Consider the following 24,653-nt stretch of genomic DNA (forward strand, 5'->3'; position numbering starts at 1 on the left):
TCTAGCGAATGAACAGCGCGGACGCAGCCTTGTCCGCGAGATCGAGCACCGGCTGCGGGAAGACTCCGAGCACTACCGTAGCCGCTGCCGCGAGAGCGACCACCGCCGAGGTGCCCACCGTGGGAGCCGCGATGGACGGACCGTCGGCGGAGGGCTCGCTGAAGAACATCAGCACGATGACGCGGACGTAGAAGAACGCCGCGATCGCCGAACTGACCACACCCACGACGACCAACGGCAGCGCGTCACCGGCGACCGCCGCCGAGAAAACGGCGTACTTGCCGAAGAAACCGCTGGTGAGCGGGATGCCGGCGAAGGCGAGCAGGAAGAAGGCGAAGATGCCCGCGAGCACCGGGGCGCGCTTGCCCAGACCCGCCCACCGGGACAGGTGCCCAGCCTCGCCTCCCGCGTCGCGAACCATGGTGACGACCGCGAAGGCGCCGACCGTGGTGAAGCCGTACGCGGCCAGGTAGAACAGGATCGCCGACAGGGCCTGCGCGTTCTGCTCGGCGGCGCCGACCGCGACGACGCCGGTGAGCAGGAAGCCCGCGTGCGCGATCGAGGAGTAGGCGAGCATCCGCTTGATCTCGGTCTGGGTGATCGCCAGGATCGCGCCGACGATCATCGTCAGGATCGCGACGCCCCACATGACCGGCTTCCAGTTCCACTCAAGACCCCCCAGAGCCACCCAGAAGACTCTGAGGACGGCGCCGAAGGCCGCGACGAGCACGGTGGAGGCCATCAGAGCGGTGACCGCGGTGGGCGCGCCCTGGTAGACGTCAGGCTTCCACGCCTGGAACGGCGCGGCTCCGATCTTGAAGAGCAGGCCGATGCCGAGCATCGCGGTACCGATCAGCAGCAGCGTCTCCTGGCCGCTGACCGCGCTGAGCGAGTCGCTGATGGCCCGCAGGTCCACCGACCCGGCGTAGCCGTAGACCAGGGCCATCCCGTACAGGAAGAAGGCCGAGGAGAACGCGCCGAGCAGGAAGTACTTGACCGAGGCCTCCTGCGAGAGCAGGCGGCGACGGCGGGCCAGGCCACAGAGCAGGTACAGCGGCAGGGACAGGACCTCAAGCGCGACGAACATGACCAGCAGGTCGTTGGAGGCGGCGAAGAGCAACATGCCGCCGACCGAGAACAGCAGCAGCGGATAGACCTCGGTCTGGGCGTGACCGCTGAGGATCGCCTCCTCCTCGTCGGGGCTTCCCGGCACCGCCGCCGCCTGCGCGACGAACTGGTCCTCGTCGTTGATCAGGAGCGTGCTGACCAGGGCGAGAACGAGGATGATGCCCCAGATGAACAGGGAGGGCCCGTCCACCGCGATGGAGCCCATCGCCGCCGGGGTGTCCGGCAGGCCGTTGACGGCGTTGAGCACCGTCATGAGGAACGCCCCGAGCAGGGCGAGCAGCGTGAGCGGCATGTGGATCGACTTGCGCAGGTAGCGGGGCGCGAACGCCTCGATCAGCACGCCGAGGATGGCGGCACCGAAGACGAGCAGCATCGGCGAGAGCAACGCGTACTCGATCATCGGGGCTTTGATGGTGCCGTTCACTCGCCGGCCCCCTTCTGGTCTGCCACGGCGGGGTTGGGCTGGTCGATCTTGACGCTGGTGAGCGTCTTGTCCACCGCGGGATTGATCACGTCGAGCACCGGCTTGGGATAGAAGCCCAGGATGAGGAGCACCGCGATCAGCGGAGCCACCACGTACATCTCACGCCGGTTGAGGTCGGGCATGGCGTAGGTCTTCTTCGGGGAGTCGGCCGTGACCTGCGCGGATCCCTCCTCCGAGGAGACCGGCTCCTTCGGGGAGGAGGCGGCCACGGCGTACGCCGGGTTCGGAGCACCGGTCATCATGCGCTGGTACATCCACAGGATGTAGACGGCCGCGAGGACGACGCCGCTCGTCGCGATGATCGCCGGGATCGGGTAACGCTCGTAGGTGCCGACCAGGACCATGAACTCGCTGACGAACGTGGACAGACCCGGCAGAGAGAGCCCGGAAAGACCGGCGATCAGGAAGGTGCCCGCGAGCAGCGGGGCGACCTTCTGCACGCCTCCGTAGTCGGCGATCTGACTGGAACCCCGGCGGTAGATCAGGAATCCGGCGATGAGGAACAAAGCACCGGTCGAGAAGCCGTGGTTCACCATGTAGAGGGTGGCGCCCGCGCCCGCGTTCGCGGTCATCGCGAAGACACCCAGCGCGATGAAGCCGAAGTGCGAGATCGAGGTGTAGGCGATCAGGCGCTTCATGTCGGTCTGGCCGATCGCCACGATCGCGCCGTAGACGATGCCCACGACCGCGAGCACGATCACCAGCGGGGTGAAGAACTTCGACGCCTCGGGGAACAGCTCCAGGCAGAAGCGGAGCATCCCGTACGTACCGACCTTGTCCAGCACGCCCACCAGCAGCACCGCGGCACCGGCCGGGGCCTGCGCGGCGGCGTCGGGCAGCCAGGTGTGGAACGGCCACAGCGGCGCCTTCACCGCGAACGCGATGAAGAAGCCCGCGAAGAGCCACTTCTGCGTGGTCGGGTCCTGAACGACCCCGATCAGCTCGGGGAACATGAAGGTGTTCTTCTGGGCGACCACGTAGAGCGCGATCACCGCGACCAGCATGAGCAGGCCGCCGAAGAGCGAGTACAGCAGGAACTTCACGGCCGCGTAGGACCGCTGCGCCCCGCCGTACGACCCGATCATGAAGTACATCGGGATGAGCATCGCTTCGAAGAAGACGTAGAACAGGAAGACGTCGGTCGCCGCGAAGACGCCGATCATCATCGCTTCCAGCACCAGCAGCAGCGCGAAGTAGGTCTTCACCGACCGCTTGGGCGGTGCCGCGGCACCCGAGCCGTCTGCGTCGTGCCAGGAGGCGAGGATCACGATCGGCACGAGCACCGCCGACAGCGCGATCAGCACCAGGGCGATGCCGTCGACGCCGACGCCGTAGTGGACGCCGAAGCTCGGGATCCACTCGTAGACCTCGGCGAACTGGAACCGCGTCCCGGAGTTCGGGCTGAACTGGGCCGCGATGGCGCCGGTGAGCAGCAGCACGACGAGCGAGACCACCAGGGCCAGCAGCTTGGCGAGCTTGTCACTCTTGACAAGGGAGACACCCACCGCGCCCAGCAGGGGCACGGCTATCAGGGTCGAGAGCCAGGGCATCACATGTTCCCTACGTAGAGCAGCGCGCCAACGACCACGGCGGCACCGAAGAGGATGGACAACGCGTAGGACCGCACGTAGCCGGTCTGGATGCGGCGCAGCCGCCCGGAGGTCCCGCCGATCCCCGCCGCCAGGCCGTTGACCAGGCCGTCGATGCCGCGGTTGTCGAAGAACACCGCGATGCGGGCCAGCCACTGGCCGGGGCGCATGAACAGCGCCTCGTTCAGCGCGTCGCCGTACAGGTCACGGCGGGCGAAGGTGGTGACGAACGAGCCGCGCGGGGCGACCCGGGGAACCTCGGCGGCGCCGTAGCGGAACCAGGCGAGCGCGGCACCGACGGCGACCAGCGCGAGCGTGGTCAGGCCGGGGACGCTGATGAAGTGGAATACCGGAAGCTTCTCGGGCAGGCCGACCGCGGGGGCGAGGAAACTCATGAGCCGGTTGTCCAGGATCATGAAGGCGCCCAGGACGATCGAGCCGATCGAGAGCAGGATGAGCGGCACGGTCATCACCGAGGGCGACTCGTGCGGGTGCGCGTCGTCGGCCCAGCGCTTCTTGCCGAAGAAGGTCATGAAGATCATCCGCGACATGTAGAAGCCGGTGATGCCCGCGCCCAGCACCGCGAGCCAGCCCAGGATCGGGTCGTGGTGCATCGCCGTCTCGATGATGCCGTCCTTGGTGAAGTAACCGGACAGCAGCGGGAACCCGATGATCGCGAGGTAGCCGACGATGAAGGTGGCCGCGGTGACCTTCATCACCGAGAACAGGCCACCGTACTTGCGCATGTCGACCTCGTCGTTCATGGCGTGCATCACCGAGCCCGCCCCGAGGAACATGTTGGCCTTGAAGAAGCCGTGCCCGATCAGGTGCGCGATGGCGAACGCGTAGCCGGCGGGGCCGAGGCCCGCGCCGAGCATCATGTAGCCGATCTGCGACATCGTCGAGCCCGCGAGGCCCTTCTTGATGTCGTCCTTGGCGCAACCGATGATCGCACCGGCGAGCAGCGTGGCCACACCGACGATCGTCACGACGAGCTGCGCGGTCGGGGCCGCCTCGAAGAACGCGCCGGAGCGGACGACCAGGTAGACGCCCGCGGTGACCATGGTCGCGGCGTGGATGAGCGCCGAGACCGGGGTCGGGCCCTCCATCGCGTCCAGCAGCCACGACTGCAGCGGCAGCTGGGCCGACTTTCCGCAGGCGCCCAGGAGCAGCAGCAGGCCGATCGCGGTGATCGTGCCCTGCGAGACGTCGCCGGACTGGAGCGCCCCGCTCACCGTCTGCTTGGACAGGTCGCCGAAGGCGACCGTGCCGAACGTCGTGAAGATCGTGAAGATCGCGATCAGCAGGCCGAAGTCACCGACGCGGTTGACGATGAAGGCCTTCTTCGCCGCGGCCGCCGCCGAGGGCTTGAACTGCCAGAACCCGATGAGCAGGTACGAGGCGAGGCCCACGCCCTCCCATCCGATGAACAGGGCGACGTAGTTGTCGGCCAGCACCAGCAGGAGCATCGCCGCGACGAACAGGTTCAGGTACGCGAAGAACCTGCGCCGGTCCTGGTCGTGCGACATGTAGCCGATCGAGTAGATGTGGATCAGCGATCCCACACCGGTGATCAGCAGGGCGAAGCTGATCGACAGCGGGTCGATCAGCAGCCCCATGTCGGCGATGCCGGGGATGAACTGGTAGAGCGCGACGCCCTGGCGGCGCTGTGCTTCGGGCAGGCCGAGGATCTCGACGAAGGCGGCGACCGCCACCACGAAGGCGGCCAGGGACATCGCGACGCCGAGGAGGTGCCCCCAGCGGTCGGTGCGACGCCCGCCCAGCAACAGGACCGCGGCGCCGAGCAGCGGGAGGGCGATCATGAGCCAGGAGACTCCGATCACGCCCCCGGAATGCTGGATGATCTCAGCGGGTTCCACGGCCACCTCTTAGTACTTCAGCAGGTTGGCGTCGTCCACCGACGCGGACCTGCGGGTTCGGAAGATCATCACGATGATGGCGAGGCCGACGACGACCTCGGCCGCGGCCACCACCATCACGAAGAACGCGATGATCTGGCCGTCCAGGTTGCCATGCTGTCTGGCGAAGGTGACGAACGCGAGGTTGCAGGCGTTGAGCATGAGCTCCACGCACATGAACACCACGATCGCGTTGCGCCGCACCAGCACACCGACGGCGCCGATCGCGAACAGCAGCGCGGAGAGCACCAGATAGTGAGTCGTCACTTGCCGTCCTCCTGCTGGAGTGCCGCGTCCCTCACATGGACGGGCTCGTCGCCCGAGTCGGAGTCACGGCCCTGCGCCGCCTCCTTCTCCAGGACCTGCTTGATGAGCGCCGCCTTCTCCGGGTCGGTCGGCTCGAAGCCCTCCGCGACCTGCCGGGCGAGCACCCGGTTGACGGACTTCTCCGAGACCGTGCCGTCGGGCAGCAGGGCCGGCATGTCGATCGCGTTGTGCAGCGCGTAGGTGCCGGGCCCCGGCAGCGGCGAGGGCTGCGGGCCGGCGAAGCGGGCGCGGGCCAGGTCACGCTGGGTGGCCTTGGGCCGGATGCGCTCGCGGTGCGCCAGCACCAGCGCGCCGAGCGCGGCGGTGATCAGCAGCGCCGAGGTGACCTCGAAGGCGAAGACGTATCTGGTGAAGATGAGCTCCGCCAGACCGGGCACGTTGCCGCCCGCCGCCTGCACGGCCGCGTCGAGGCCGACGGGCGGGGCGTAGACGGCGTTGCCGACGCCCAGGGCGAGCAGCACCGCGAAGCTCAGGCCCGCGACGGACGCCCACAGGCGCTGTCCCCTGATCGTCTCGACCAGCGAGTCGGCGGAGTCGACGCCGACGAGCATCAGGACGAACAGGAAGAGCATCATGACCGCGCCGGTGTAGACGATGATCTGCACCGCGGCGAGGAAGGGGGCCTCCTGGACGGCGTACAGCACGGCGAGCGACAGCATGACGACGCCCAGCATCAGCGCCGAGTAGACCGCCCTGCGGCTGAAGACGAGCCCGAGGGCGGCCCCCACCGAGACGACCGCGAGAACCCAGAACGTGATGGTCTCACCCATTGTTGCGTCCCAGCCGGTAGTAGTCCTCTTCGTTCTCGCCGAGACGCATGGGGTGCGGCGGGATCTCCATGCCGGGACCGAGCGGCGCGAGCAGCATCTCCTTGGTGTAGATCAGGCTCTCACGGCTGGTGTCGGCGAGGTCGTACTCGTTGGTCATCGTGAGCGCCCGTGTCGGGCACGCCTCGATGCACAGGCCGCACAGAATGCACCGCAGATAGTTGATCTGGTAGGTGCGCCCGTAGCGCTCACCCGGCGAGAACCGCTCCTCGTCGGTGTTGTCCGCGCCCTCGACGAAGATCGCGTCGGCCGGGCACGCCCAGGCGCACAGCTCGCAGCCGACGCACTTCTCCAGGCCGTCGGGCCAGCGGTTGAGCTGGTGCCGGCCGTGGAAGCGCGGCGCCGTGGGCCGCTGCTCCTCGGGATAGTTGACCGTCTCGACCTTCTTGAACATCGTGTGGAAGGTCACGCCGAACCCCTTGATGGGGTTCAGCCAATCAGTTGCTCCCACTGGGAACCTCCTTGCGCGCTACACCGTGGTAGTGCGGCAGGTCGAGCGGCGGCACCGGGAAGCCACCCGCGGACGGCTCGGCTTGGAGTTGCTCGAACTCGGCCTCGACCTGGGCGGCCTTGGCCTCCTTGCGCTTCTGCAACACGCTGTCGAAGCGCCACCAGATCCCGAGGCAGGCGATCATCACGACCGCGGCCAGGATGAGCACGAGCGAGCGGTCCGTGCCCTCCAGCTGCAGGGCCCGCACCGTGGCGACGAGCATGATCCAGGCCAGGTTGACCGGGATGAGGATCTTCCAGCCGAGGGCCATCAGCTGGTCGTACCTGACGCGCGGCAGCGAGGCCCGGCACCAGACGAAGAAGGAGAAGACCAGCACCATCTTGAGGAAGAACCACAGCAGCGGCCACCAGCCGGTGTTGGCCCCGTCCCACATCGAGATCGGCCACGGGGCCCGCCAGCCGCCCATGAACAGGGTGATGGAGACCGCGGAGACCACGAAGACGTTGACGTACTCGGCGAGCATGATGACCGCGAACTTCAACGAGTTGGAGTATTCGGTCTGGAAGCCGCCGACCAGTTCGCCCTCACCCTCGGGCAGGTCGAAGGGGACCCGGTTCGTCTCGCCCAGCATCGTGATGATGTAGATCAGGAAGGACGGGATCAGCAGGACCATGTACCAGGAGGGCATCGGGATCTCCAGGCCGAAGAGCGGGAACACCCCGCCCGACGCCTGCTTCGCGACGATCTCCGAGGTGGAGAGGGTCCCGGCGAACAGGAAGACGCCCACGAACGACAGGCCCATCGCGATCTCGTACGAGACCACCTGGGCGCTGGCCCGCAGGCCGCCGAGCATCGAGTAGGGGGAGCGCGAGCCCCAGCCCGCCAGCACGATGCCGTACACGCCGATCGAGGCCATCGCGAGCACCAGCAGCACCGCGACCGGAAGGTCGGTGAGCTGCAGCGGCGTCTGCACCCCGAACATCGAGACCATCGGGCCCATCGGGATGACGGAGAAGGCCATGAAGGCCGGGACCGCCAGGACGACCGGGGCGATGAAGTAGATCACCTTGTCGACGGTCCTGGGCATCAGGTCTTCCTTCAGCCCCATCTTGAGACCGTCGGCCACCGACTGGAGCAACCCGAACTTGCCCGCCCGGTTGGGGCCGTACCGGTTCTGCATGCGGGAGATGAGCTTGCGCTCGAACCACACGCCGAACAACACGCCCAGCATCAGGACGATGAAGATGACGACGGCCTTGATGATGCTGATCCAGAGCGGGTCCTTGCCGAAGTCGGCGAGGGTCGGATCGGCCGCTAGAAGAGTCCGGGCATTCATTACCGCTCCTCGTTGGCTTCGCCGGCGGCACGTGCCTCGCCGGCCGTGGTGCCGGTGGCACGCTCGTCGGGTCCGGTGCCCGCGACGGTGCTCGCCGAGCCCGGTGTGACCGGGCTCGCCGCGGCGGGCGCGACGGCGGCGTCTCCTGCAGGCACGACGCCTGGCGAGGAGGCGCCGATCCTGACGACGTCACCGGCGACGGCGCGCAGGTCCCGGGTGACCGAGCGGCCCGCGGAGTTGGCGGGCAGCCACACCACCCGGTCGGGCAGGTCCGCGATCCGGAAGGGCAGGCTCAGCGAGCCGCGCTCGCCGGTGACGACGATCTCGCCGCCGTCGACCAGGCCGGACTCGGCCGCGGTCGACTCCGACACCAGCGCGTACGCCGGGCGGGCGGTGCCCGCCAGGTACGGCTCTCCGGCCTGCAGGCGACCGTCGTCGAGCAGCAGGTGCCAGCTGGCCAGGACGGCCTCTCCCGCGGCCGGCCTGGCCGCGGTCCGGCCGGCCGCGTCGGGGGCGGCGGCCCTGGGGCCGCGCCACGCGCCGATCGCGCCGAGCTCGCGGCGGGCGGCGGCCGGGTCGGGCAGGCCGAGGTGGACGTCCATCGCGTCGGCGATGGCGGAGACGACCCGCAGGTCACTCATGATCCCCGGAACCGGGATCGCCTCGGCGAAGGTGCGCCCGCGTCCCTCCCAGTCGACGAAGGTGCCCGACTTCTCGGCCACCACGGCGACGGGGAGCACCACGTCGGCGCGGTCGGTGACCGCGCTGGCGCGCTGCTCCAGGCTCACGATGAACGGGGTGTTCTCCAGGGCGAGCAGTGCGGCCTGCGGCGCCGGCAGGTCGTAGGGGTCGACACCGGCGACGACGAGGGCGTCGATCTGGCCGTCGAGCGCCGCCGCCAGCATGGCGGTGGTGTCGCGGCCCTCCCCCTCGGGCAGGGAGGCGACGTTCCAGGCCCTCGCGACCTCGGCGCGGGCGGTCTCGTCGCCGACCGGGCGGCCGATCGGCAGCAGGTTCGGCAGCGCACCGGCCTCGATCGCCCCGCGCTCACCGGCGCGGCGCGGGATCCAGGCCAGCCGGGCGCCGGTGGAGTCGGCGAGCCGCAGCAGCGCCGAGAGCGCGCCCGGCACGGTGGCGAGCCGCTCACCGGCGAGAATGATCGCGCCCGGCTGCCTGATCGCCTCGGCGGCGATCGCGTCCACCGCGGCCAGGTCGTCCAGCACGGCGGTCTCGGTGCCCGGCACCGCCGGGATGAGGGTGCCGCCCATCTTCGCGAGGCCGGGACCGGCGAACGGGGCGACCGAGAAGACCTTCAGGCCCTTCTTCCTCGCCGCCTTGCGAAGGCGCAGGAAGACGATCGGCGACTCCTCGTCGGGTTCGAACCCGGCCAGGAGCACCGCGGGCGCCTTCTCCAGGTCGGCGTAGCGGACCTCGATGCCCCGGCCGGCGACGGCGTGCGCCAGGAACCGCGCCTCCTCCTCGGAGTGCGGCCTGGCGCGGAAGTCGACGTCGTTCGTGCCGAGGGCGATCCGGGCGAACTTCGCGTACCCATACGCCTCCTCGACGGTGAGGCGACCGCCGACCAGCACGCCCGCGCGTCCGCGTGCCGCGGACAGGCCCTTGGCGGCCGCGGCGAACGCCTCGGGCCAGGAGGCGGGGACCAGGCGTCCCTCCTCGTCACGGACGAGGGGGGTCTTCAGCCGGTCGGGCTGGGTGGCGTAGGTGAAGGCCCAGCGACCCTTGTCGCAGTTCCACTCCTCGTTCACCTCGGGGTCGTCCCCGGCGAGGCGGCGGGTGACCTTGCCGCGCCGGTGGTCGGTGCGCAGCGAGCAGCCGCTCGCGCAGTGCTCGCAGGCGCTGGGCGTGGAGACCAGGTCGAACGGGCGGGCCTGGAAGCGGTACGCGGCACCGGTCAGCGCGCCCACCGGGCAGATCTGCACGGTGTTGCCGGAGAAGTAGGACTCGAACGGGCGGCCGTCGGCGGTGGCGACCTGCTCCTTGGCGCCGCGCTCGAAGAAGTCGATGAGCGGGTCGCCGGCGATCTCGTCGGAGAAGCGGATGCAGCGCGCGCACTGGACGCAGCGCTCGCGGTCGAGCAGCACCTCCGAGGAGAGCGCGACCGGCTTCTCGAAGATCCGCTTCTTCTCGACGAAGCGGCTCTCGCCCTGGCCGTTGGACATCGCCTGGTTCTGCAGCGGGCACTCGCCGCCCTTGTCGCAGACCGGGCAGTCGAGCGGGTGGTTCAGGAGCAGCAGCTCCATCACGCCGCGCTGCGCCTTCTCGGCGACCGGGGAGGTGAGCTGGGTCTGCACGACCATGCCCTCGGCGACCTCGATCGCGCAGGAGGGCTGCGGCTTGGGAAAGCCGCGGCCGTTGCCGGCGTCGGGGATGTCCACCAGGCACTGGCGGCAGTTGGCGGCCGGTTCGAGCAGCGGGTGGTCGCAGAACCGGGGGATCTGGATGCCGAGCAGTTCGGCGGCCCGGATGATGAGCGTGCCCTTGGGGACGCTCACCTGGAAGCCGTCGATGGTGACGGTGACCAGGTTCACCGGCGCCTGCTGCTCCGGGGTGGTTTCGACGGTCATGGCGTCTCCTCCGTCGGCCTGGTGACCGAGACGGTGCTGTGCTTGCCGGTTGCCTGGATCCGCGCGCTCACTGGGCACCCCACACCGTGGACGGGGCGTGATCGAACGGGCAGCCGCCGATCTCGAAGTGCTTGAGGTATTCGTCGCGGAAGTGCTTCACCGACGAGTGGATGGGGCTGGTGGCACCGTCGCCCAGGGCGCAGAAGGAGCGTCCCAGGATGTTGTCGGCGATGTCGGTGATCGTGGTCAGGTCCTCTTCGGTGCCCTGACCCTTCTCCAGCCGCTTGAGCACCTGCTTGAGCCAGAAGGTGCCCTCCCGGCAGGGGGTGCACTTGCCGCACGACTCGTGCGCGTAGAACTCCGTCCAGCGGAGCACCGCGCGCACCACGCAGGTGGTCTCGTCGAAGATCTGCAGGGCCCGGGTGCCGAGCATCGAGCCCTTCGCCCCGACGGACTCGAAGTCCAGCGGGACGTCGAGGTGCTCGTCGGTGAAGATCGGGGTGCTCGACCCGCCGGGGGTCCAGAACTTGAGCCGGTGTCCCTCGCGGATGCCGCCGGACATCTCCAGCAGCTCGCGCAGCGTGATGCCGAGCGGGGCCTCGTACTGGCCGGGCCTGGTCACGTGGCCGCTCAGCGAGAAGATGCCGAAGCCCTTGGACTTCTCCGTGCCCATCCCGGCGAACCAGTCGGCGCCGTTGGCGATGATGGAGGGAACACTCGCGACCGACTCGACGTTGTTGACGACGGTCGGCGAGGCGTACAGGCCCGCCACGGCGGGGAAGGGGGGCTTGAGCCGAGGTTGGCCGCGATAGCCCTCCAGCGAGTCGAGCAGCGCCGTCTCCTCGCCGCAGATGTAGGCGCCGGCGCCGCTGTGCACGACCAGCTCCAGGTCGAAGCCGGAGCCGAACAGGTCGGTGCCGAGGTGGCCCTTGGCGTACGCCTCGGCCACGGCCGCCTGCAGGCGGCGCACCACGTGCAGCACCTCGCCGCGCACGTAGATGAAGGCGTGGTTGGCCCGGATCGCGTACGCGGTGATGATGACGCCCTCGACGAGCGCGTGCGGGTTCGCCATCATCAGCGGGATGTCCTTGCACGTGCCCGGCTCGGACTCGTCGGCGTTCACCACCAGATAGTGCGGCTTGCCGTCCCCCTGGGGGATGAAGCCCCACTTCATGCCGGTGGGGAAGCCCGCGCCGCCTCGGCCGCGCAGTCCGGAGTCCTTGACGGCCTGGATGACGGCGTCGGGGTCCATGCCCAGCGCCTTCTTGGCCGCCGAGTAGTCGCCGTAGCCCTCCAGGGTGAAGGAGTTGGGCTGGTCCCAGTTCGCGGTGAGAACCGGGGTGAGAGTGGTCACTTCGTCTCCTCGCCTGACAGCCCGTCGCTCCGTGACGAGGCCGCGCCGTGCCTGTCGGCACGCTCGTTACGCCCGCACGCGCCGGTCTGACCGGCGCGTCCGCTCGTGGTGGCTCCGCTGCGTGTCACGCTCACGCCTCCGGAGCCTTCCATCCGTTCGCCTTCGCGATCTTCAGGCCCTCCAGGGAGGCGCCCTTCGCCGAGGGGCCGTCGCCGGCCAGGCCGTCGGGCAGGCCCGCGAGCACCCGGGATGCCTCCTTGAACGTGCAGAGCTTCTTCGGACCCCGGGTCGGGGAGAGTTCCTTGCCGTCCCTGAGGTCGTCGACGAGCTGCTTGGCCGACGCCGGGGTCTGGTTGTCGAAGAACTCCCAGTTGACCATCATCACCGGGGCGAAGTCGCAGGCGGCGTTGCACTCCAGCCGCTCCAGCGAGACCTTGCCGTCGGGGGTCGTCTCGTCGTGGCCGATGCCGGTGTGCTCGGACAGCTCGTCCCAGATCTGGTCGCCGCCCATCACCGCGCAGAGCGTGTTGATGCACACGCCCACGTGGTACTGGCCCATCGGCCTGCGCTTGTACATCGTGTAGAAGGTGGAGACTCCGACGACCTCGGCCTTGCTCAGGCCGAGGATCTCGGCGCAGAACTCGTGGCCGTCGTCGGAGACGTAGCCGTCCTCGGACTGCACCAGGTGCAGCAGGGGCAGCAGGGCCGACCGCGGCTTCGGGTAGCGGCCGATGATCTCCTTGGCGTCGCGCTCCAGGCGCTCCCGCACTTCCGGCGCGTACCCCTTGGACACGGTCGCGCTCACCTCCTCGCCGCCCGCGCGGGCGGCCTCGTTCGAGGGCTCGCCGCCCAGGGCGGTGGTCGTCCCGAGGGCGCTCTCGCCCGTCAGGCCGGTGCCCGTGCTCGCGTCGACCTTCTCGTGCGCCGGCCGGCCGTCCGTACCCTTGCTGGAACTCATCGGTCGACACCTCCCATCACCGGGTCGATCGAGGCCACCGCCGAGATGACGTCGGCGACCATGCCGCCCTCGCACGTCACGGGCATGGCCTGCAGGTTCGTGAAGGACGGGTCGCGGAAGTGTACGCGGTAGGGGCGGGTACCGCCGTCGCTGACCACGTGGGCGCCGAGCTCACCTCTGGGCGACTCGACGGCGGCGTACGCCTGCCCCGCCGGGACCCGGAAGCCCTCGGTCACCAGCTTGAAGTGGTGGATCAGCGCCTCCATGGAGCCGCTCATGATGTGCGCGATGTGGTCGGGCGAGTTGCCCAGGCCGTCGGGGCCGAGCGCGAGCTGCGCGGGCCAGCCGATCTTCTTGTCGTCGACCATCACCCGGCCGTTCTTGAGCGGCCCGGAGAGGCGGTCGAGAGCCTGCTCGATGATCTTGAGCGACTCCTCCATCTCGGCGACCCGTACCAGGTAGCGGCCGTAGACGTCGGCGGTCTTCTCGGTCGGGACGTCGAACTCGTAGGTCTCGTAGCCGCAGTAGGGCTGCGACTTGCGCAGGTCCCACGGCAGTCCCGCGGCCCGCAGCATCGGGCCGGTGACGCCCAGCGCCATGCAGCCGGTGAGGTCGAGGTAGGCGACGTCCTTGGTGCGGGCCAGGTAGACCGGGTTCGCGTCCAGCATCTTGCGCATGTCCTTGATGCGCCCCGGCATGACCTTGAGCAGCTCGCCGACCTTGTCGACGGCGCCCGCGGGCAGGTCGACGGAGACGCCGCCCGGCCTGACGTAGGCCATGTTCATCCGCAGGCCGGTGATGTACTCCATCACGTCGAGCACCATCTCGCGCTCGCGCGACCCGAACAGGAACGGCGTGGTCGCGCCCAGTTCCATGCCGAAGGTGCCGATCGCCACCATGTGCGAGGAGATCCGGGTGAGCTCCATCATCATCACGCGGATCGCCTGGGCCCGCTCGGGGACCCGGTCGGTGATGCCGAGCAGCCGCTCGACGCCCATGCAGTAGGCGGTCTCGTTGAAGATCGGCGCCAGGTAGTCCATCCGGGTGACGAACGTGGTGCCCTGGGTCCACGTCCGGTATTCGAGGTTCTTCTCGATGCCGGTGTGCAGGTAGCCGATGACCGTGCGGGCCTCGGTGACCGTCTCGCCGTCCAGGTTCAGGACCAGGCGGAGCACGCCGTGCGTGGACGGGTGCTGGGGGCCCATGTTGATGACGAGCTGCTGGTCCTGCTGGCCGGAGAGGCTCTCGACCAGCTCGCTCCAGTCGTTGCCCGAGACGGTGTAGACCTTGCCTTCGGTGGCCTCGTCGTACGCGTCGTACGGGCCGTTCCCGACCGTCTCCTTCGTCTCCTGGTGAGGGACGCTCATGTGTAGGACCTCCTCTGGTCCGGCGCGGGGATCTCGGCGCCGCGGTACTCGACCGGGATTCCGCCGAGCGGGTAGTCCTTGCGCTGGGGGTGACCGTCCCAGTCGTCGGGCATCATGATCCGGGTCAGCGCCGGGTGCCCGTCGAAGACGATGCCGAAGAAGTCCCAGGTCTCGCGCTCGTGCCAGTCGTGCGTCGGGTAGACGGAGACCGTGGAGGGGATGTGCCGGTCGTCGTCGGGGCAGGAGACCTCGACGCGCAGGCGGCGGTTGTGGGTGATCGAGCACAGGTGGATCACCGCGTGCAGCTCCTGGCCCTCCAGGTGGGGGTAGTGCACGCCGGAGACGCCGAGCGAGAGCTCGAAGCGCAGGGCGGGGTCGTCGCGCAGGGTCTTCATGACGTCGAGCAGGCGCTCACGCCTGACGTGGAAGGTCAGCTCGCCGCGGTCGACGACCACGCGCTCGACGGCGTCGCCGAGGTCGCCGCCGAGGGCGCGCTCCAGCTCGTCGGCGACGGTGTCGAAGTAACCGCCGTACGGGCGGGGGGTGGACAGTTCGGGCTTGCGCCGCACGACGAGGCGGCCGTAGCCCGAGGTGTCACCGGTGCCCGAGGCGCCGAACATGCCCAGGTGGGCGATCGGCTCCTTCGGCACCTCGGGGAGGTTCTCGGTGGGTTCGCTCGTCATTTCTTGGCGCTCCCCTGGTCGATCAGCGGCAGCGTCCGCAGGGCCTGCAGTTCGAGCTCGTCGATCTGCTTGGCGCGGTGCGCGCCGAACTTCATGTTCTGGATCTTGTCGTGCAGCTTGACGATCGCGTCGATGAGCATCTCGGGGCGCGGCGGGCAGCCGGGCAGGTAGATGTCGACGGGGACGACGTGGTCGACGCCCTGCACGATCGCGTAGTTGTTGAACATGCCGCCGCTGGAGGCGCAGACGCCCATCGCGATGACCCACTTGGGCTCGGCCATCTGGTCGTAGATCTGGCGCAGCACCGGGGCCATCTTCTGCGAGAGCCGCCCCGCGACGATCATCAGGTCGGCCTGGCGCGGAGACGCCGAGGCGCGCTCCATGCCGAAGCGCGCCAGGTCGTGCTTGGGACCGCCGGTGGACATCAGCTCGATGGCGCAGCACGCGAGGCCGAACGTCGCCGGCCAGACGGAGTTCTTGCGCGCCCAGCCGGCCACCTGCTCGACCGTGCTGAGCATGAACCCGCTCGGAAGTTTCTCTTCAAGACCCATATCTAGTCCCAGTCCAGACCCTTGCGGCGCCACACGTACGCGTAGGCCACGAGCACGGTGACGATGAACAGCAGCATCTCGACCAACCCGAAGATCCCGAGCTTGTCGAACGCGACCGCCCACGGATAGAGGAAGATGATCTCGATGTCGAACACGATGAACAACATCGCGGTGACCATGTACTTCAGCGGGAAGCGTCCTCCGCCCACCGGCTGGGGCGTCGGCTCGATGCCGCATTCGTAGGCGTCGAGCTTCGCGCGGTTCCAGCGCTTGGGACCGGTGAAGGGGGCGATCGTCACCGAGAAGACCGCAAATCCCGCCGCGAGCACGGCGAGCACCAGGATGGGTGCGTACAACTCCATCGCTACGCCTCCTCTCCCATCTCCACGCGCGCCGGCGCGTAGCTCTGCGTTGTGGTGTATTTCGAAAGTCTAGGCAAAGCGATCATCGCCCACGGCTCCAGGTGCTCGGCACTCATCGACCTCATGCCGGTGGCGCCACCTTCGACAGGGCGTTGATGATGCGGTCGGACGCGTCACCTCGCCGGTCGGTGAGATTAGCAAGGAGCTTGAGCGCGAACCGCATCAGGTGGGGGTGTGGCAACGCGTGACGCGTGGCGAAGTTCATCACCCCGCGATGCCCGATCAGCTCCACGAACCCCCTGCCGAGGGTGAAGTAACCACCGTATGCGTCTTTCAGCCTCTGGGGGTAAGCGCGCAGCACGCGCTCCCGCTGCGCGGGGGTGACCCTGCCGAGCGCCTGGACGACCGTCTCGGCGGCGATGTGGCCGCTCTCCATCGCGTACGCGATGCCCTCGCCGTTGAACGGGTTGATCATCCCGCCCGCGTCGCCCACCAGCACCAGGCCCCGCGTGTAGTGCGGCTGGCGGTTGAAGGCCATCGGCAGCGCGGCGCCCCTGATGGGGGTCGTCATGTTCTCCTCGACGTAGCCCCACTCGGGGGGCATCCCCTTCACCCAGCGCTTGAGCAGGTCGCGGTAGTCCATGCCCTTGAAGGACTCGCTGGTGTTCAGCAGTCCGAGGCCCACGTTGGAGGTGCCGTCGCCGACGCCGAAGATCCAGCCGTAGCCGGGCAGCAGGGTGTCGCCGTCCCACAGCTCCAGCCAGGTCTCCAGGTAGTCGTCGTCGTGGCGGGGGCTCTCGAAGTATGTCCGCACCGCGACGCCCATCGGGCGGTCCTCGCGCTTGTGCAGCCCCATCGCGAGGGAGACGCGGGTGGAGTTGCCGTCGGCGGCGACCACCAGCCGCGAGCGGTAGAGGACCTCCTCGCCGTCCCGCTTCGCGACGACGCCGACGATGTGCCCGCTGCGCTCGTCGAGGATCGGGGCGGTGACGTTCACCCCCTGCAGCAGGCGGGCGCCGGCCTTGACCGCGTTGGCGGCGAGGATCTCGTCGAAGTCCTGGCGGGTGCGGACCAGGCCGAAGTCGGGGAAACTCGACAGCTCGGGCCAGTCGAGCTCGAAGCGCATCCCGCCGCCGACCACGCGCAGGCCCTTGTTGCGGACCCAGCCGGGAGCGTCGATGTCGATCCCCATCGCGATGAGCCGTTTCACCGCCCGGGGGGTCAGCCCGTCGCCGCAGACTTTCTCACGGGGGAAGGTGGTCTTCTCGAGCAGCAGGACGTCGAGCCCGGCCTGCGCGAGATGGAAAGCGGTTGTCGAACCGGCGGGCCCGGCGCCGACGACGATGACGTCGGCGTCAGCCTCAGCGACTTTCCGCTGTGTGGCGGCTGGCACGGTCACGGGACCTGTCCTGTCCTACACGCTGTGGGGGCCTCGGGGTAAGGGGCCTTTCGTTCCTTTGTGAAGGTCTTCACAAACTTGTCGCGCCGAAGTCTAACGCCTTCGGAGGGCAAAGTGTCAGGCGGGTGTCGCCATCGCCTGAGAAAGTCAGGAGGGCTTGTACGCACGGTGGAGGGCCACGATCCCCATCGTCAGGTTACGCCAGGCCACGCGCTCCCAGCCCGCCCCCTGAATGATCTTCGCCAGCCCCGCCTGGTCCGGCCAGGCCCTGATCGACTCCGCCAGATACTCGTAGGAGTCGTCGTTGGAGCCGAAGAGCTTCGCGGCGCGCGGCATCAGCTTCATCAGGTACTGCGAGTACACGAGATCGAAGGATTTCGGCGTCGGGTGTGAAAATTCCAGGATCACCAGCCGCGCGCCCGGCCTCGCCACCCGGTACATCTCGCGCAGCGCCTGGCCGGTGTCGTGCACGTTGCGCAGCGCCGTGGAGATCGTCACCGCGTCGAAGACCTCGTCGGCGAAGGGGAGCCGCAGCGCGTCGCCCGCGACGAAGCTGACCCCCCGTACGCCCCCTCCGTGGATGCCGGAGCCGCCCCTGCGCCGCACCCCGGTGCTCAGCATGCCGAGCGAGAAGTCGGAGGCGATGGCGCGGGCGCCCAGCGTGGTGAACGCGTCGGTGGACGTGCCGGTGCCCGCGCCAAGGTCGAGGACCAGCTCACCGGGGCCCGCGTCGACGGCCGCCGCGGCGGCCTTGCGCCACAGCCGGACCTGCCCCAGGGAGATAACGTCGTTGACAAGGTCGTACCGCCTGGCCGTGCGATCGAACATCGCGGCGACCTCGTGCGGCTGCTTGTCCAGAGAAGCGCGCGTCATGCCTCCCACCCTAGGGCCGCCCCGACAATCCACGGAAAGTAGTCATTCCATTACCGTCGGCATGCTAAAAATTGTCGAATGTTTGCCAGAGCCACTTACGTGCTGGTCGCGGCCCTCACCCTGCTCTCCGCGCTCTCCGTGCTCCCGGCCGGGGTGGCCGTCGCCGGCACCACGAAGCACGGCGGGGTCGTCTCGGCCGATCCGGTGGACACCACTCCCCACGTGCTCGACGGGATCGTGAACGCCATCGCGCTGGTGGACGGCACGGTGGTGGTCGGCGGCTCGTTCGGCGAGGTCCGCGAGGCCGGGAGCGCGACGGTGCTGCCGCGTGCCAACCTCTTCGCGTACGACCTGGCCACCGGCCGGGTGCTGCCCGGCTTCGCGCCACGCCTGGACCGGCCGGTTCTGGCGCTGGCGGCAGGGGTTCGCGGCACCGTCTACGCGGGCGGGCGGTTCACGAGGACCGGCGGGACCCTGACGCGGGGCCTGGTCCTGCTCCGGCTCTCCGACGGCTCGCCGGTCTCCCACTTCGGCGCCCAGGTTCGCGGCGGCGCGGTCACCGGCCTGGCCAGGCTCGGACGCCACCTCTACGCGGGTGGCGACTTCACCCACGTCGGCTCCGTCGCCCGTACGGCACTGGCGAGGCTCGACGCCGTCACCGGCGCGGCCGACCCGTCCTTCACGATCGAGCCCGGCGCGCCCAGGGGCGGCAGGACGAGGATCCACGCGATGGCCCTCGGCCACGGCAGGCTCGCGGTCGCCGGTGACTTCACCACCCTGGGCGGCCTGCCGCGCGCCCAGCTCGGCCTCATCTCCATCGCCCCGCCCGGCCTCGTCGCGCCGAACGCCGCCGCACCCGACGGTTCGTCGCCCGGCCTCGCCCCCTCCCCCGCCACGGTCGCGCCGTGGCGGACCGACGCCTACCGGGGCCGGTGCATGGCCGACTTCCCCGGCTATCTGCGGGGGGTGGACCTCGCCCCCGACGGGAGCTATCTCGTCGTCGTCACGACCGGCGGGCCCGGAGGTCCGGACAGGATGTGCGACACCGCCGCCCGCTTCGAGACCGGCGCGCGCGGCGCGGTGAAGCCGACCTGGGTGAACCACACCGGGGGCGACTCGCTGTACTCGGTGGCGGCGACGGGGGCGGCCGTCTACGTCGGCGGGCACCAGCGCTGGCTGAACAATCCGGACGGACGCGACTCCGCGGGCCCGGGGGCGGTGGCGCGGCCGGGAATCGGCGCGATCCATCCGCGCACCGGCAGGGCCCTGACATGGAACCCCACCCGGGACCGCGGAATCGGGGTCAAGGCATTCCTCGCGCATCCCGGCGGATTACTGGTTGGTAGTGACACAACCCGCCTTGGTCACGAGTACCATGCCCGGGTCGGCATGTTCCCGTTGCCGATCACTCCCGGTTCTTAGTGATTCGCTCGCTCACCGCGTCCCTCTGCTTCGAGAGCAGGACGTAACTGGCCACACCGCTGACCAGGAATGCGGCGATCAGGAGAACCAGGGGCTGGCGCAGGCCGAGGATATAGAGCACTCCCAGGCTCACGGCCAGCAGGCCGATCCTGGACGCGGTGTAAACGATGACGGGATGCACAGCGTCGAGGCTACGTCACTTCGCCCAACCGGTCGCGATCGCGGTGGCCCTACGGGTAACTCTTCGCATCGACTGCGAGCGCTGCTAGTCTTCCCAAGAGATCTGTTTCGTAAAGAAACACCCACGAGAGTCCCAAAAAGGCTCTATCATATAACAATCGGGCAGGCAGTAGATAACAACCCGTGATCTTTGTTGGAAAGCACGGATAAATCAGGCTTCGCTCGGCACACTGGTTACCTGTCCGCCCGCTGGCAGGAAGCGGGATGCGAGGGGGAGAGATTGTGGAGAGTAGCAGCGAGCGTCTGCTGACGCCCGGAGAGGTTGCCGCCCTCTTCCGGGTCGACCCAAAGACGGTTACACGCTGGGCCGCGGCAGGCCGCATCAGCAGCATCCGTACCCCCGGAGGGCACCGGCGTTTCCGCGAGTCGGAAGTGCACGCCCTTCTGCGCGGAGAGGACGTCTTGACGGCCGAACGGCCGGCAGGCGAGTCCCCGCGCGTCTGACGACTTAGGACGTCACACCATCGGTGATCCTGCGCGCCTTACCCGGAAGCCGCAGGGTCACCGTGGAGTCGTGTGAGCCACGACACGGACGATGACCTCCCCCGTCACCGGCCCACCCGCTCCACGACCTTCCTCCACTCGAACCCGCCCGGCCTCGAACGACGCCCCGCGCGGCCCCCGAGCCTCTAGGTCTCCTGCTCGGCCTTGAACGCCAGGAACTCCCGCTCCAACTCGTCGTTCTCCTCCAGCCATCGACGCCGTCGCTCGGACAGCTCCTCCTCGGTGAGCGACTCGGCGAGCCATCGGTCGTAGTCGGGATCTCCCGGAGAGACCTCCACATAGGCGTTGCCGATCAGACGCCCGTCATCGCCGACCAGGGTCTGCGGCACCCGCAGGGTCCCGTCGGCGAGCCTGACGACGTACATCCCAGATCACCTAGATTCCGTAGCGCCGGTTGAAGAACAACATGACGTTGAGCGCCATCCGTGTGTCGCCGCCCAGCATGTCGACCAGCGCGGGGCGCTGCCGGGAGACGATCGCGGCGAAGGCGTCGGCGAAGAACTCCTTGCGGCCCAGGTCTCCCGATTGGAGATGGAACGCCGAGGCGAGCGCGGGAACGCACTGGTCGTAGAGGGCGGCGAACTCCGGGGAGTCGGACACCCAGCCGCCGCCGGGAGCGTCCACGTCGTCCAGGGCGTGCCCGACCTCGTGCATCATCACGTCGGGGGTGGGCGAGGGCCGGTCTCCCACCACGATCTTGCGGTCGCCGTACGCCCCCGCGCAGATGTCCCACGTCGCCCGGCCCGAGGGGAGCGGCGCGCCGCGCAGGTATCCCATGTCGTCCAGCTCCGGCACCCCGCCCGCGCCGACGTAGATGCCGTCGAGCCCGTCGGCCAGCTTGTCCTTCAACACGTCGGGCAGCCTCGCGAGGCTCTCCACCGCCCGTACGGCCTCGGGGGGCGGCGCCTCCCACCGCGAGTCCCACTGGCGGTGCAGAATGCGCTCCAGACGCCCGCAGTGGCGCAGGCCGTCCCCCAGGTCGGGGGTGTCGGGAGAGTTGGGCTGGGCCCGGGGACTCTCGTCGAGCTCGAAGTCTCTCCAGGTGTACTGCGGGCGGTCGGCCACCGGGGCCGTGACCGTCCCGACCCGGCGCTCCGCTCCGCGGGGAACCTCACGCGGAGCCTCCCGCACGGCACTCTCCGCACGCGTGGCCGGACCTCGCTGCCACCACCGCCGTCGATGGCGGCCCTTGTCGCCCGAATGTGCCATCACACCCCCTGGGGAAGTGGCAACGGCTCCTACGGTAAGGGGTGGGAGCCTTGCCAGTCATCCGTAACGTGGTGCGGGACCGCAGCAGGTCTCATGATGGCTTACAGTTCGGGGCATGCCCCTGCTTGGTCTGGCGATACTCGCCTTCTGGCTTTACTGCCTGTTCGACGTCATCACCACGCCGGACAAGGAATCCAGGAACCTCCCCAAGCTCCTCTGGGTGCTCATCGTGGTGCTGATGCCGGTCGCGGGGGGCGTCTTCTGGCTGTTGCTCGGCCGGCCGACCGGCCCCAGACCGCCCCGCTTCCTCCGTGTCGAGGACGCGCCGTCGCGCCCCGAGGCCCCGAAGGGCCCCGACGACGACCCCGACTTTCTCAAGGATCTCGACCGCCGCCTGCGTGACGACGACTGAGAGCGCACCGGAATCGGTCTTCGCGCATGACCAATACAGCCGTTACGGCCAGCCGAATTCCCGCGCGAAAACCTGTGCGGTAATCGGCGGGAACCTCGGCACGGCAATTCGCCGTGAAATTCCAGCGGAAAGAATTCGGCCCGAGGAAGTCTCGGTGCCGAGAATCAGCCCGGAACCTCGGCGTAGGAGTGCAGCCCCCCGAGGAAAATGTTCACCCCGACCAGGTTGAACAGCAGGCAGGCGAGGGCGATGAGCTGCACGATCGTCGCCGCCTTTCCCTTCCAGCCCGCGGTGGCCCTGGCGTGCAGGTAGGCGGCGTAGGCGATCCAGGTGATGAACGCCCAGATCTCCTTGGGGTCCCAGCCCCAGTAGCGGCCCCACGCCTTGTCGGCCCAGAGCGCCCCGGCGATGACGGCGAAGGTCCAGATCGGGAAGCCGATCACGATGGCCCGGTGCGCGACCCGCTCCAGATCCTGCCGGGACGGCAGCCGGACCGAGGTGTCCTTCCTGACCAGATAGAGGATGCCGCAGACTCCGGCCACGATGAACATCCCGCTCGCGACGATCGCCGCCGACACGTGGATCGCGACCCAGTACGTGTCCAGCGCGGGCACCACGGGACCGGCCTGCACGTGCAGGTACCGCACGGCGAAACCGAGCCCCAGCGCGCTCGCGACCGTGACGAACGCGCCCAGGAAGCGGATCGGGTAGCGGAGCTGCATGAACAGGAACGCGCTCACCGCCGCGAAGCACATCGCGACCACGAACTCGTACATGTTGCCCCACGGCCACCGGTCCACGGCCAGGCCCCGGGTGAGGATGGAGGCGAGGTTGGCGACCCAGCCGAGCCAGCTCAGCCCGACGGCCACCGGCCCCGCCCACACCGCCCAGGCGGGCGGCGCCTTGACGGCGGGAGCGTCCTCGGCGGGGGCGGCGTCGGCCGGAGCGCCCCCGCCGACACCTGCCAGGACCGGCCGGTCCGCGCGGGCCACCGCCTGCCGAGACGCCCCCGCCTGCCGCCCGAAGGCGAGGTCGAGGGCGTAAGCGATCATTGCGAAGACGTAGAGCAGCACCGTCGCCAAGATGAGCTGGTCGCTCAGCGTGGCGAGGCCGGCATCGACCTCAGCGGACATCCTTCACTCCTGAATCGGGAACTCCTGGGTTCAAAACGGAGACGATCTCGGTGAACTCCTCGCTGAAATCGCCGCCCTCGGTGCGCGTGAGGCCGCCCGCCTCGACCTTGCGGTCCCCGTGGATCCGCACCCAGATCCTGCGGCGGCGAACGGTGAGCGTCAGCACCAGGCCCGCGACACAGAGGATCGAGGCCACCAGCGCGGGCATCCGGCCCGGATCGTGGGTGATCTGCAGGGCGATCCACTCCCGCACACCGGTGAACTCGATCGAGCCCGCGCCGTTCGGCAGCGTGAGCTTCTCACCGAGCGCCAGCGGGTCGGCCTTCATGACCAGCGGCTTCATCTTCTTCAGGCTCGCCGGGTCGAGCTCGTAGACCGACTGCGGCCGGCCGTCCTTCAGCCCCAGGTCACCGGCGAAGGCGCCGTACACCTGGGCGGTGGGGTTCGCGGCGCCGGGGAAGACCGAGACCCACTCCGAGCCCATCGGGACGGTCGTCGGCAGGAAGCCGACGAGGACGCCGAGCTGCTCGGGCCGCGCGTCCGGGACCTTGATCACGCACTCTGAGGTGAAGGTGGCGGGCTGGACCACCAGGCAGGGCACCGGCCCCTCGAAGGCGACCTCGCCCTCACCATCGGTGATCTTGAAGGTCGGCGCGTAGCCGTGGTCGATCAGGTAGCTCAGCGTGCCGTTGACGTCCAGCGGCTCGTTCACCTTCAGCACGTAGTCGCGCGGCGCGGCGCCCGGGGCGTCCTCGACCTTGAGCCTGGCCTCGTAGTCGAGGGCCTGTCCCCTCTTCTCACCCGTCGCGATGTAGGTCGCCTGGAAGTCGTCGACGGTGAAGGAGAACGGCTCCAGCGACTCGGCGTTCACCTGGGTGCCCGGCATGTAGCGGTCGTAGGCCGCGACCGTGTTGGCGAACCCCTCGCCCTCCACGACCAGCACGTTGCCCCGGTAGCCGTACAGCGACCCCATCCCGACCGCGACCAGCAGGCCGAGCAGGGCCACGTGGAACAGCAGGTTGCCGGTCTCGCGCAGGTAACCCTTCTCCCCGGCGACCCAGCCGGGCCCCGTGGTCACCCGGAACCGCCTGGCGCGCAGCCTCGCGGCGGCCTCCTCGACGGTGAGATCCGCCTCGAAGGAGGCGTGCTGCGGCAGCCTGCCCAGGTTGCGCGGCGCCGCAGGCGGCTTCCTGCGCAGCTCCCGCAGGTGGGTCGCGGTACGGGGGAGCACACAGCCGATCAGGGACACGAACAGCAGAAGGTAGATCGCGGCGAACCAGGGCGCCCTGAAGACGTCGAACAGCCAGAACCTGTCCAGCCACTCGGCGAGCTCCGGACTGTCGTCGAAGTACTGGACGACCATGGCGTCGGAGACCCCGCGCTGCGGCCAGATCGAGCCGGGAATGGAACCCAGGGCGAACAGGAACAGCAGGATCAGCGCGGTCCGCATCGAGGTGAGCGTCCGCCAGAACCAGCGCGCCCACCCCACGACCCCGAGACCCGCGGGCCGCCGCGCCTCGCTCACCGTTCGCTCCCCCGT

The 24,653-nt window shown here is 69.1% G+C and carries 24 protein-coding genes; 3 read left to right on the forward strand and 21 right to left on the reverse strand.

Annotated elements, in window-relative coordinates; translation table 11 throughout:
* Position 1: 1 nt before the first annotated feature.
* The 16 genes from nuoN to AB0B96_RS05960 form a co-directional block, all read right to left on the reverse strand.
* On the reverse strand, positions 2-1,552 hold the full coding sequence (gene nuoN / locus AB0B96_RS05885; RefSeq protein ID WP_362896817.1) for an NADH-quinone oxidoreductase subunit NuoN: 1,551 nt from the start codon (positions 1,550-1,552) through the stop codon (positions 2-4).
* Complete coding sequence (locus tag AB0B96_RS05890; protein ID WP_362896818.1) at positions 1,549-3,162, reverse strand: NADH-quinone oxidoreductase subunit M; 1,614 nt, start codon at positions 3,160-3,162, stop codon at positions 1,549-1,551. Before AB0B96_RS05890 ends, nuoN begins: the two co-directional genes overlap by 4 nt.
* Positions 3,162-5,024, reverse strand: coding sequence for an NADH-quinone oxidoreductase subunit L (gene nuoL, locus AB0B96_RS05895; protein WP_362896892.1), 1,863 nt, complete (start codon positions 5,022-5,024; stop codon positions 3,162-3,164). The genes AB0B96_RS05890 and nuoL overlap by 1 nt, the downstream gene beginning before the upstream one ends.
* 66 nt (positions 5,025-5,090) lie before the next feature.
* A complete protein-coding gene (gene nuoK / locus AB0B96_RS05900; RefSeq protein ID WP_350942636.1) occupies positions 5,091-5,387 on the reverse strand; it encodes an NADH-quinone oxidoreductase subunit NuoK in 297 nt (98 codons plus the stop codon).
* A complete protein-coding gene (locus AB0B96_RS05905; protein WP_362896819.1) occupies positions 5,384-6,217 on the reverse strand; it encodes an NADH-quinone oxidoreductase subunit J in 834 nt (277 codons plus the stop codon). Before AB0B96_RS05905 ends, nuoK begins: the two co-directional genes overlap by 4 nt.
* Entirely contained in the window at positions 6,210-6,725 is a 516-nt protein-coding gene (nuoI, locus tag AB0B96_RS05910; protein WP_350942633.1) for an NADH-quinone oxidoreductase subunit NuoI, read from the reverse strand. Before nuoI ends, AB0B96_RS05905 begins: the two co-directional genes overlap by 8 nt.
* Positions 6,712-8,061, reverse strand: coding sequence for an NADH-quinone oxidoreductase subunit NuoH (nuoH, locus tag AB0B96_RS05915; protein ID WP_362896821.1), 1,350 nt, complete (start codon positions 8,059-8,061; stop codon positions 6,712-6,714). The genes nuoI and nuoH overlap by 14 nt, the downstream gene beginning before the upstream one ends.
* On the reverse strand, positions 8,061-10,646 hold the full coding sequence (locus AB0B96_RS05920; RefSeq protein WP_362896822.1) for an NADH-quinone oxidoreductase subunit G: 2,586 nt from the start codon (positions 10,644-10,646) through the stop codon (positions 8,061-8,063). Before AB0B96_RS05920 ends, nuoH begins: the two co-directional genes overlap by 1 nt.
* A 67-nt stretch (positions 10,647-10,713) precedes the next feature.
* Positions 10,714-12,000, reverse strand: a complete 1,287-nt coding sequence (gene nuoF, locus AB0B96_RS05925) for an NADH-quinone oxidoreductase subunit NuoF (protein ID WP_350942628.1) — start codon at positions 11,998-12,000, stop codon at positions 10,714-10,716.
* 130 nt (positions 12,001-12,130) lie between these two features.
* The gene (nuoE, locus tag AB0B96_RS05930; RefSeq protein WP_350943545.1) at positions 12,131-12,793 is read right to left on the reverse strand and encodes an NADH-quinone oxidoreductase subunit NuoE; all 663 of its coding nucleotides are present in this window, start codon (positions 12,791-12,793) and stop codon (positions 12,131-12,133) included.
* A 161-nt stretch (positions 12,794-12,954) separates the two neighbouring features.
* A complete protein-coding gene (locus AB0B96_RS05935; RefSeq protein ID WP_362896823.1) occupies positions 12,955-14,325 on the reverse strand; it encodes an NADH-quinone oxidoreductase subunit D in 1,371 nt (456 codons plus the stop codon).
* The gene (locus tag AB0B96_RS05940; protein WP_362896824.1) at positions 14,322-15,008 is read right to left on the reverse strand and encodes an NADH-quinone oxidoreductase subunit C; all 687 of its coding nucleotides are present in this window, start codon (positions 15,006-15,008) and stop codon (positions 14,322-14,324) included. Before AB0B96_RS05940 ends, AB0B96_RS05935 begins: the two co-directional genes overlap by 4 nt.
* Positions 15,005-15,559, reverse strand: coding sequence for an NADH-quinone oxidoreductase subunit B family protein (locus AB0B96_RS05945; protein ID WP_350942624.1), 555 nt, complete (start codon positions 15,557-15,559; stop codon positions 15,005-15,007). Before AB0B96_RS05945 ends, AB0B96_RS05940 begins: the two co-directional genes overlap by 4 nt.
* 2 nt (positions 15,560-15,561) lie before the next feature.
* Positions 15,562-15,921 (reverse strand): NADH-quinone oxidoreductase subunit A, encoded by a 360-nt coding sequence (locus AB0B96_RS05950; RefSeq protein WP_362896825.1) that lies wholly within the window; start codon positions 15,919-15,921, stop codon positions 15,562-15,564.
* Positions 15,922-16,042: 121 nt separating this feature from the next.
* Positions 16,043-17,320: a geranylgeranyl reductase family protein gene (locus AB0B96_RS05955; RefSeq protein WP_362896826.1), complete on the reverse strand. Its 1,278-nt coding sequence runs from the start codon at positions 17,318-17,320 to the stop codon at positions 16,043-16,045.
* Positions 17,321-17,467: 147 nt separating this feature from the next.
* On the reverse strand, positions 17,468-18,193 hold the full coding sequence (locus tag AB0B96_RS05960) for a demethylmenaquinone methyltransferase (RefSeq protein ID WP_350942621.1): 726 nt from the start codon (positions 18,191-18,193) through the stop codon (positions 17,468-17,470).
* A 78-nt stretch (positions 18,194-18,271) separates the two neighbouring features.
* Here AB0B96_RS05960 and AB0B96_RS05965 point away from each other — a divergent pair, with 78 nt between their 5' ends.
* Positions 18,272-19,615, forward strand: a complete 1,344-nt coding sequence (locus AB0B96_RS05965; RefSeq protein WP_362896827.1) for a hypothetical protein — start codon at positions 18,272-18,274, stop codon at positions 19,613-19,615.
* Here AB0B96_RS05965 and AB0B96_RS05970 read toward each other — a convergent pair.
* Positions 19,599-19,796, reverse strand: coding sequence for a DUF4229 domain-containing protein (locus tag AB0B96_RS05970; protein WP_350942619.1), 198 nt, complete (start codon positions 19,794-19,796; stop codon positions 19,599-19,601). The two genes, AB0B96_RS05965 and AB0B96_RS05970, sit on opposite strands and share 17 nt — an antisense overlap.
* Positions 19,797-20,059: 263 nt before the next feature.
* Here AB0B96_RS05970 and AB0B96_RS05975 point away from each other — a divergent pair, with 263 nt between their 5' ends.
* On the forward strand, positions 20,060-20,299 hold the full coding sequence (locus AB0B96_RS05975; RefSeq protein WP_012887349.1) for a BldC family transcriptional regulator: 240 nt from the start codon (positions 20,060-20,062) through the stop codon (positions 20,297-20,299).
* Between the two features lie 185 nt (positions 20,300-20,484).
* On the opposite strand, the gene AB0B96_RS05980 is transcribed toward AB0B96_RS05975, so the two are convergent.
* Positions 20,485-20,724, reverse strand: coding sequence for a hypothetical protein (locus AB0B96_RS05980; RefSeq protein ID WP_350942618.1), 240 nt, complete (start codon positions 20,722-20,724; stop codon positions 20,485-20,487).
* A gap of 10 nt (positions 20,725-20,734) precedes the next feature.
* The gene (locus AB0B96_RS05985; protein WP_362896828.1) at positions 20,735-21,490 is read right to left on the reverse strand and encodes a hypothetical protein; all 756 of its coding nucleotides are present in this window, start codon (positions 21,488-21,490) and stop codon (positions 20,735-20,737) included.
* 193 nt (positions 21,491-21,683) lie between these two features.
* On the opposite strand from AB0B96_RS05985, the gene AB0B96_RS05990 reads away from it, so the two are divergent.
* On the forward strand, positions 21,684-21,980 hold the full coding sequence (locus tag AB0B96_RS05990; protein WP_362896829.1) for a PLD nuclease N-terminal domain-containing protein: 297 nt from the start codon (positions 21,684-21,686) through the stop codon (positions 21,978-21,980).
* Between the two features lie 164 nt (positions 21,981-22,144).
* Here the strand turns inward: AB0B96_RS05990 and ccsB are convergent, their stop codons facing one another.
* Positions 22,145-23,113, reverse strand: coding sequence for a c-type cytochrome biogenesis protein CcsB (ccsB, locus tag AB0B96_RS05995; RefSeq protein ID WP_362896830.1), 969 nt, complete (start codon positions 23,111-23,113; stop codon positions 22,145-22,147).
* Positions 23,103-24,638, reverse strand: coding sequence for a cytochrome c biogenesis protein ResB (locus tag AB0B96_RS06000; protein ID WP_362896831.1), 1,536 nt, complete (start codon positions 24,636-24,638; stop codon positions 23,103-23,105). Before AB0B96_RS06000 ends, ccsB begins: the two co-directional genes overlap by 11 nt.
* Positions 24,639-24,653 lie beyond the last annotated feature (15 nt).

It is taken from the genome of Streptosporangium sp. NPDC049046, from assembly GCF_040649155.1.
GTDB lineage: Bacteria > Actinomycetota > Actinomycetes > Streptosporangiales > Streptosporangiaceae > Streptosporangium.

What these genes read in the sequence shown, in the direction of transcription:
- AB0B96_RS05890 (WP_362896818.1), bottom strand. Translation starts at nt 3,162, where the DNA reads ATGCCCTGGCTCTCGACCCTGATAGCCGTGCCCCTGCTGGGCGCGGTG.
- nuoL (WP_362896892.1), bottom strand. Translation starts at nt 5,024, where the DNA reads ATGATCGCCCTCCCGCTGCTCGGCGCCGCGGTCCTGTTGCTGGGCGGG.
- AB0B96_RS05905 (WP_362896819.1), bottom strand. Translation starts at nt 6,217, where the DNA reads ATGGGTGAGACCATCACGTTCTGGGTTCTCGCGGTCGTCTCGGTGGGG.
- nuoH (WP_362896821.1), bottom strand. Translation starts at nt 8,061, where the DNA reads ATGAATGCCCGGACTCTTCTAGCGGCCGATCCGACCCTCGCCGACTTC.
- AB0B96_RS05920 (WP_362896822.1), bottom strand. Translation starts at nt 10,646, where the DNA reads ATGACCGTCGAAACCACCCCGGAGCAGCAGGCGCCGGTGAACCTGGTC.
- AB0B96_RS05935 (WP_362896823.1), bottom strand. Translation starts at nt 14,325, where the DNA reads ATGAGCGTCCCTCACCAGGAGACGAAGGAGACGGTCGGGAACGGCCCG.
- AB0B96_RS05940 (WP_362896824.1), bottom strand. Translation starts at nt 15,008, where the DNA reads ATGACGAGCGAACCCACCGAGAACCTCCCCGAGGTGCCGAAGGAGCCG.
- AB0B96_RS05945 (WP_350942624.1), bottom strand. Translation starts at nt 15,559, where the DNA reads ATGGGTCTTGAAGAGAAACTTCCGAGCGGGTTCATGCTCAGCACGGTC.
- AB0B96_RS05950 (WP_362896825.1), bottom strand. Translation starts at nt 15,921, where the DNA reads ATGGAGTTGTACGCACCCATCCTGGTGCTCGCCGTGCTCGCGGCGGGA.
- AB0B96_RS05960 (WP_350942621.1), bottom strand. Translation starts at nt 18,193, where the DNA reads ATGACGCGCGCTTCTCTGGACAAGCAGCCGCACGAGGTCGCCGCGATG.
- AB0B96_RS05965 (WP_362896827.1), top strand. Translation starts at nt 18,272, where the DNA reads ATGTTTGCCAGAGCCACTTACGTGCTGGTCGCGGCCCTCACCCTGCTC.
- AB0B96_RS05975 (WP_012887349.1), top strand. Translation starts at nt 20,060, where the DNA reads ATGCGAGGGGGAGAGATTGTGGAGAGTAGCAGCGAGCGTCTGCTGACG.
- AB0B96_RS05980 (WP_350942618.1), bottom strand. Translation starts at nt 20,724, where the DNA reads ATGTACGTCGTCAGGCTCGCCGACGGGACCCTGCGGGTGCCGCAGACC.
- AB0B96_RS05990 (WP_362896829.1), top strand. Translation starts at nt 21,684, where the DNA reads ATGCCCCTGCTTGGTCTGGCGATACTCGCCTTCTGGCTTTACTGCCTG.
- ccsB (WP_362896830.1), bottom strand. Translation starts at nt 23,113, where the DNA reads ATGTCCGCTGAGGTCGATGCCGGCCTCGCCACGCTGAGCGACCAGCTC.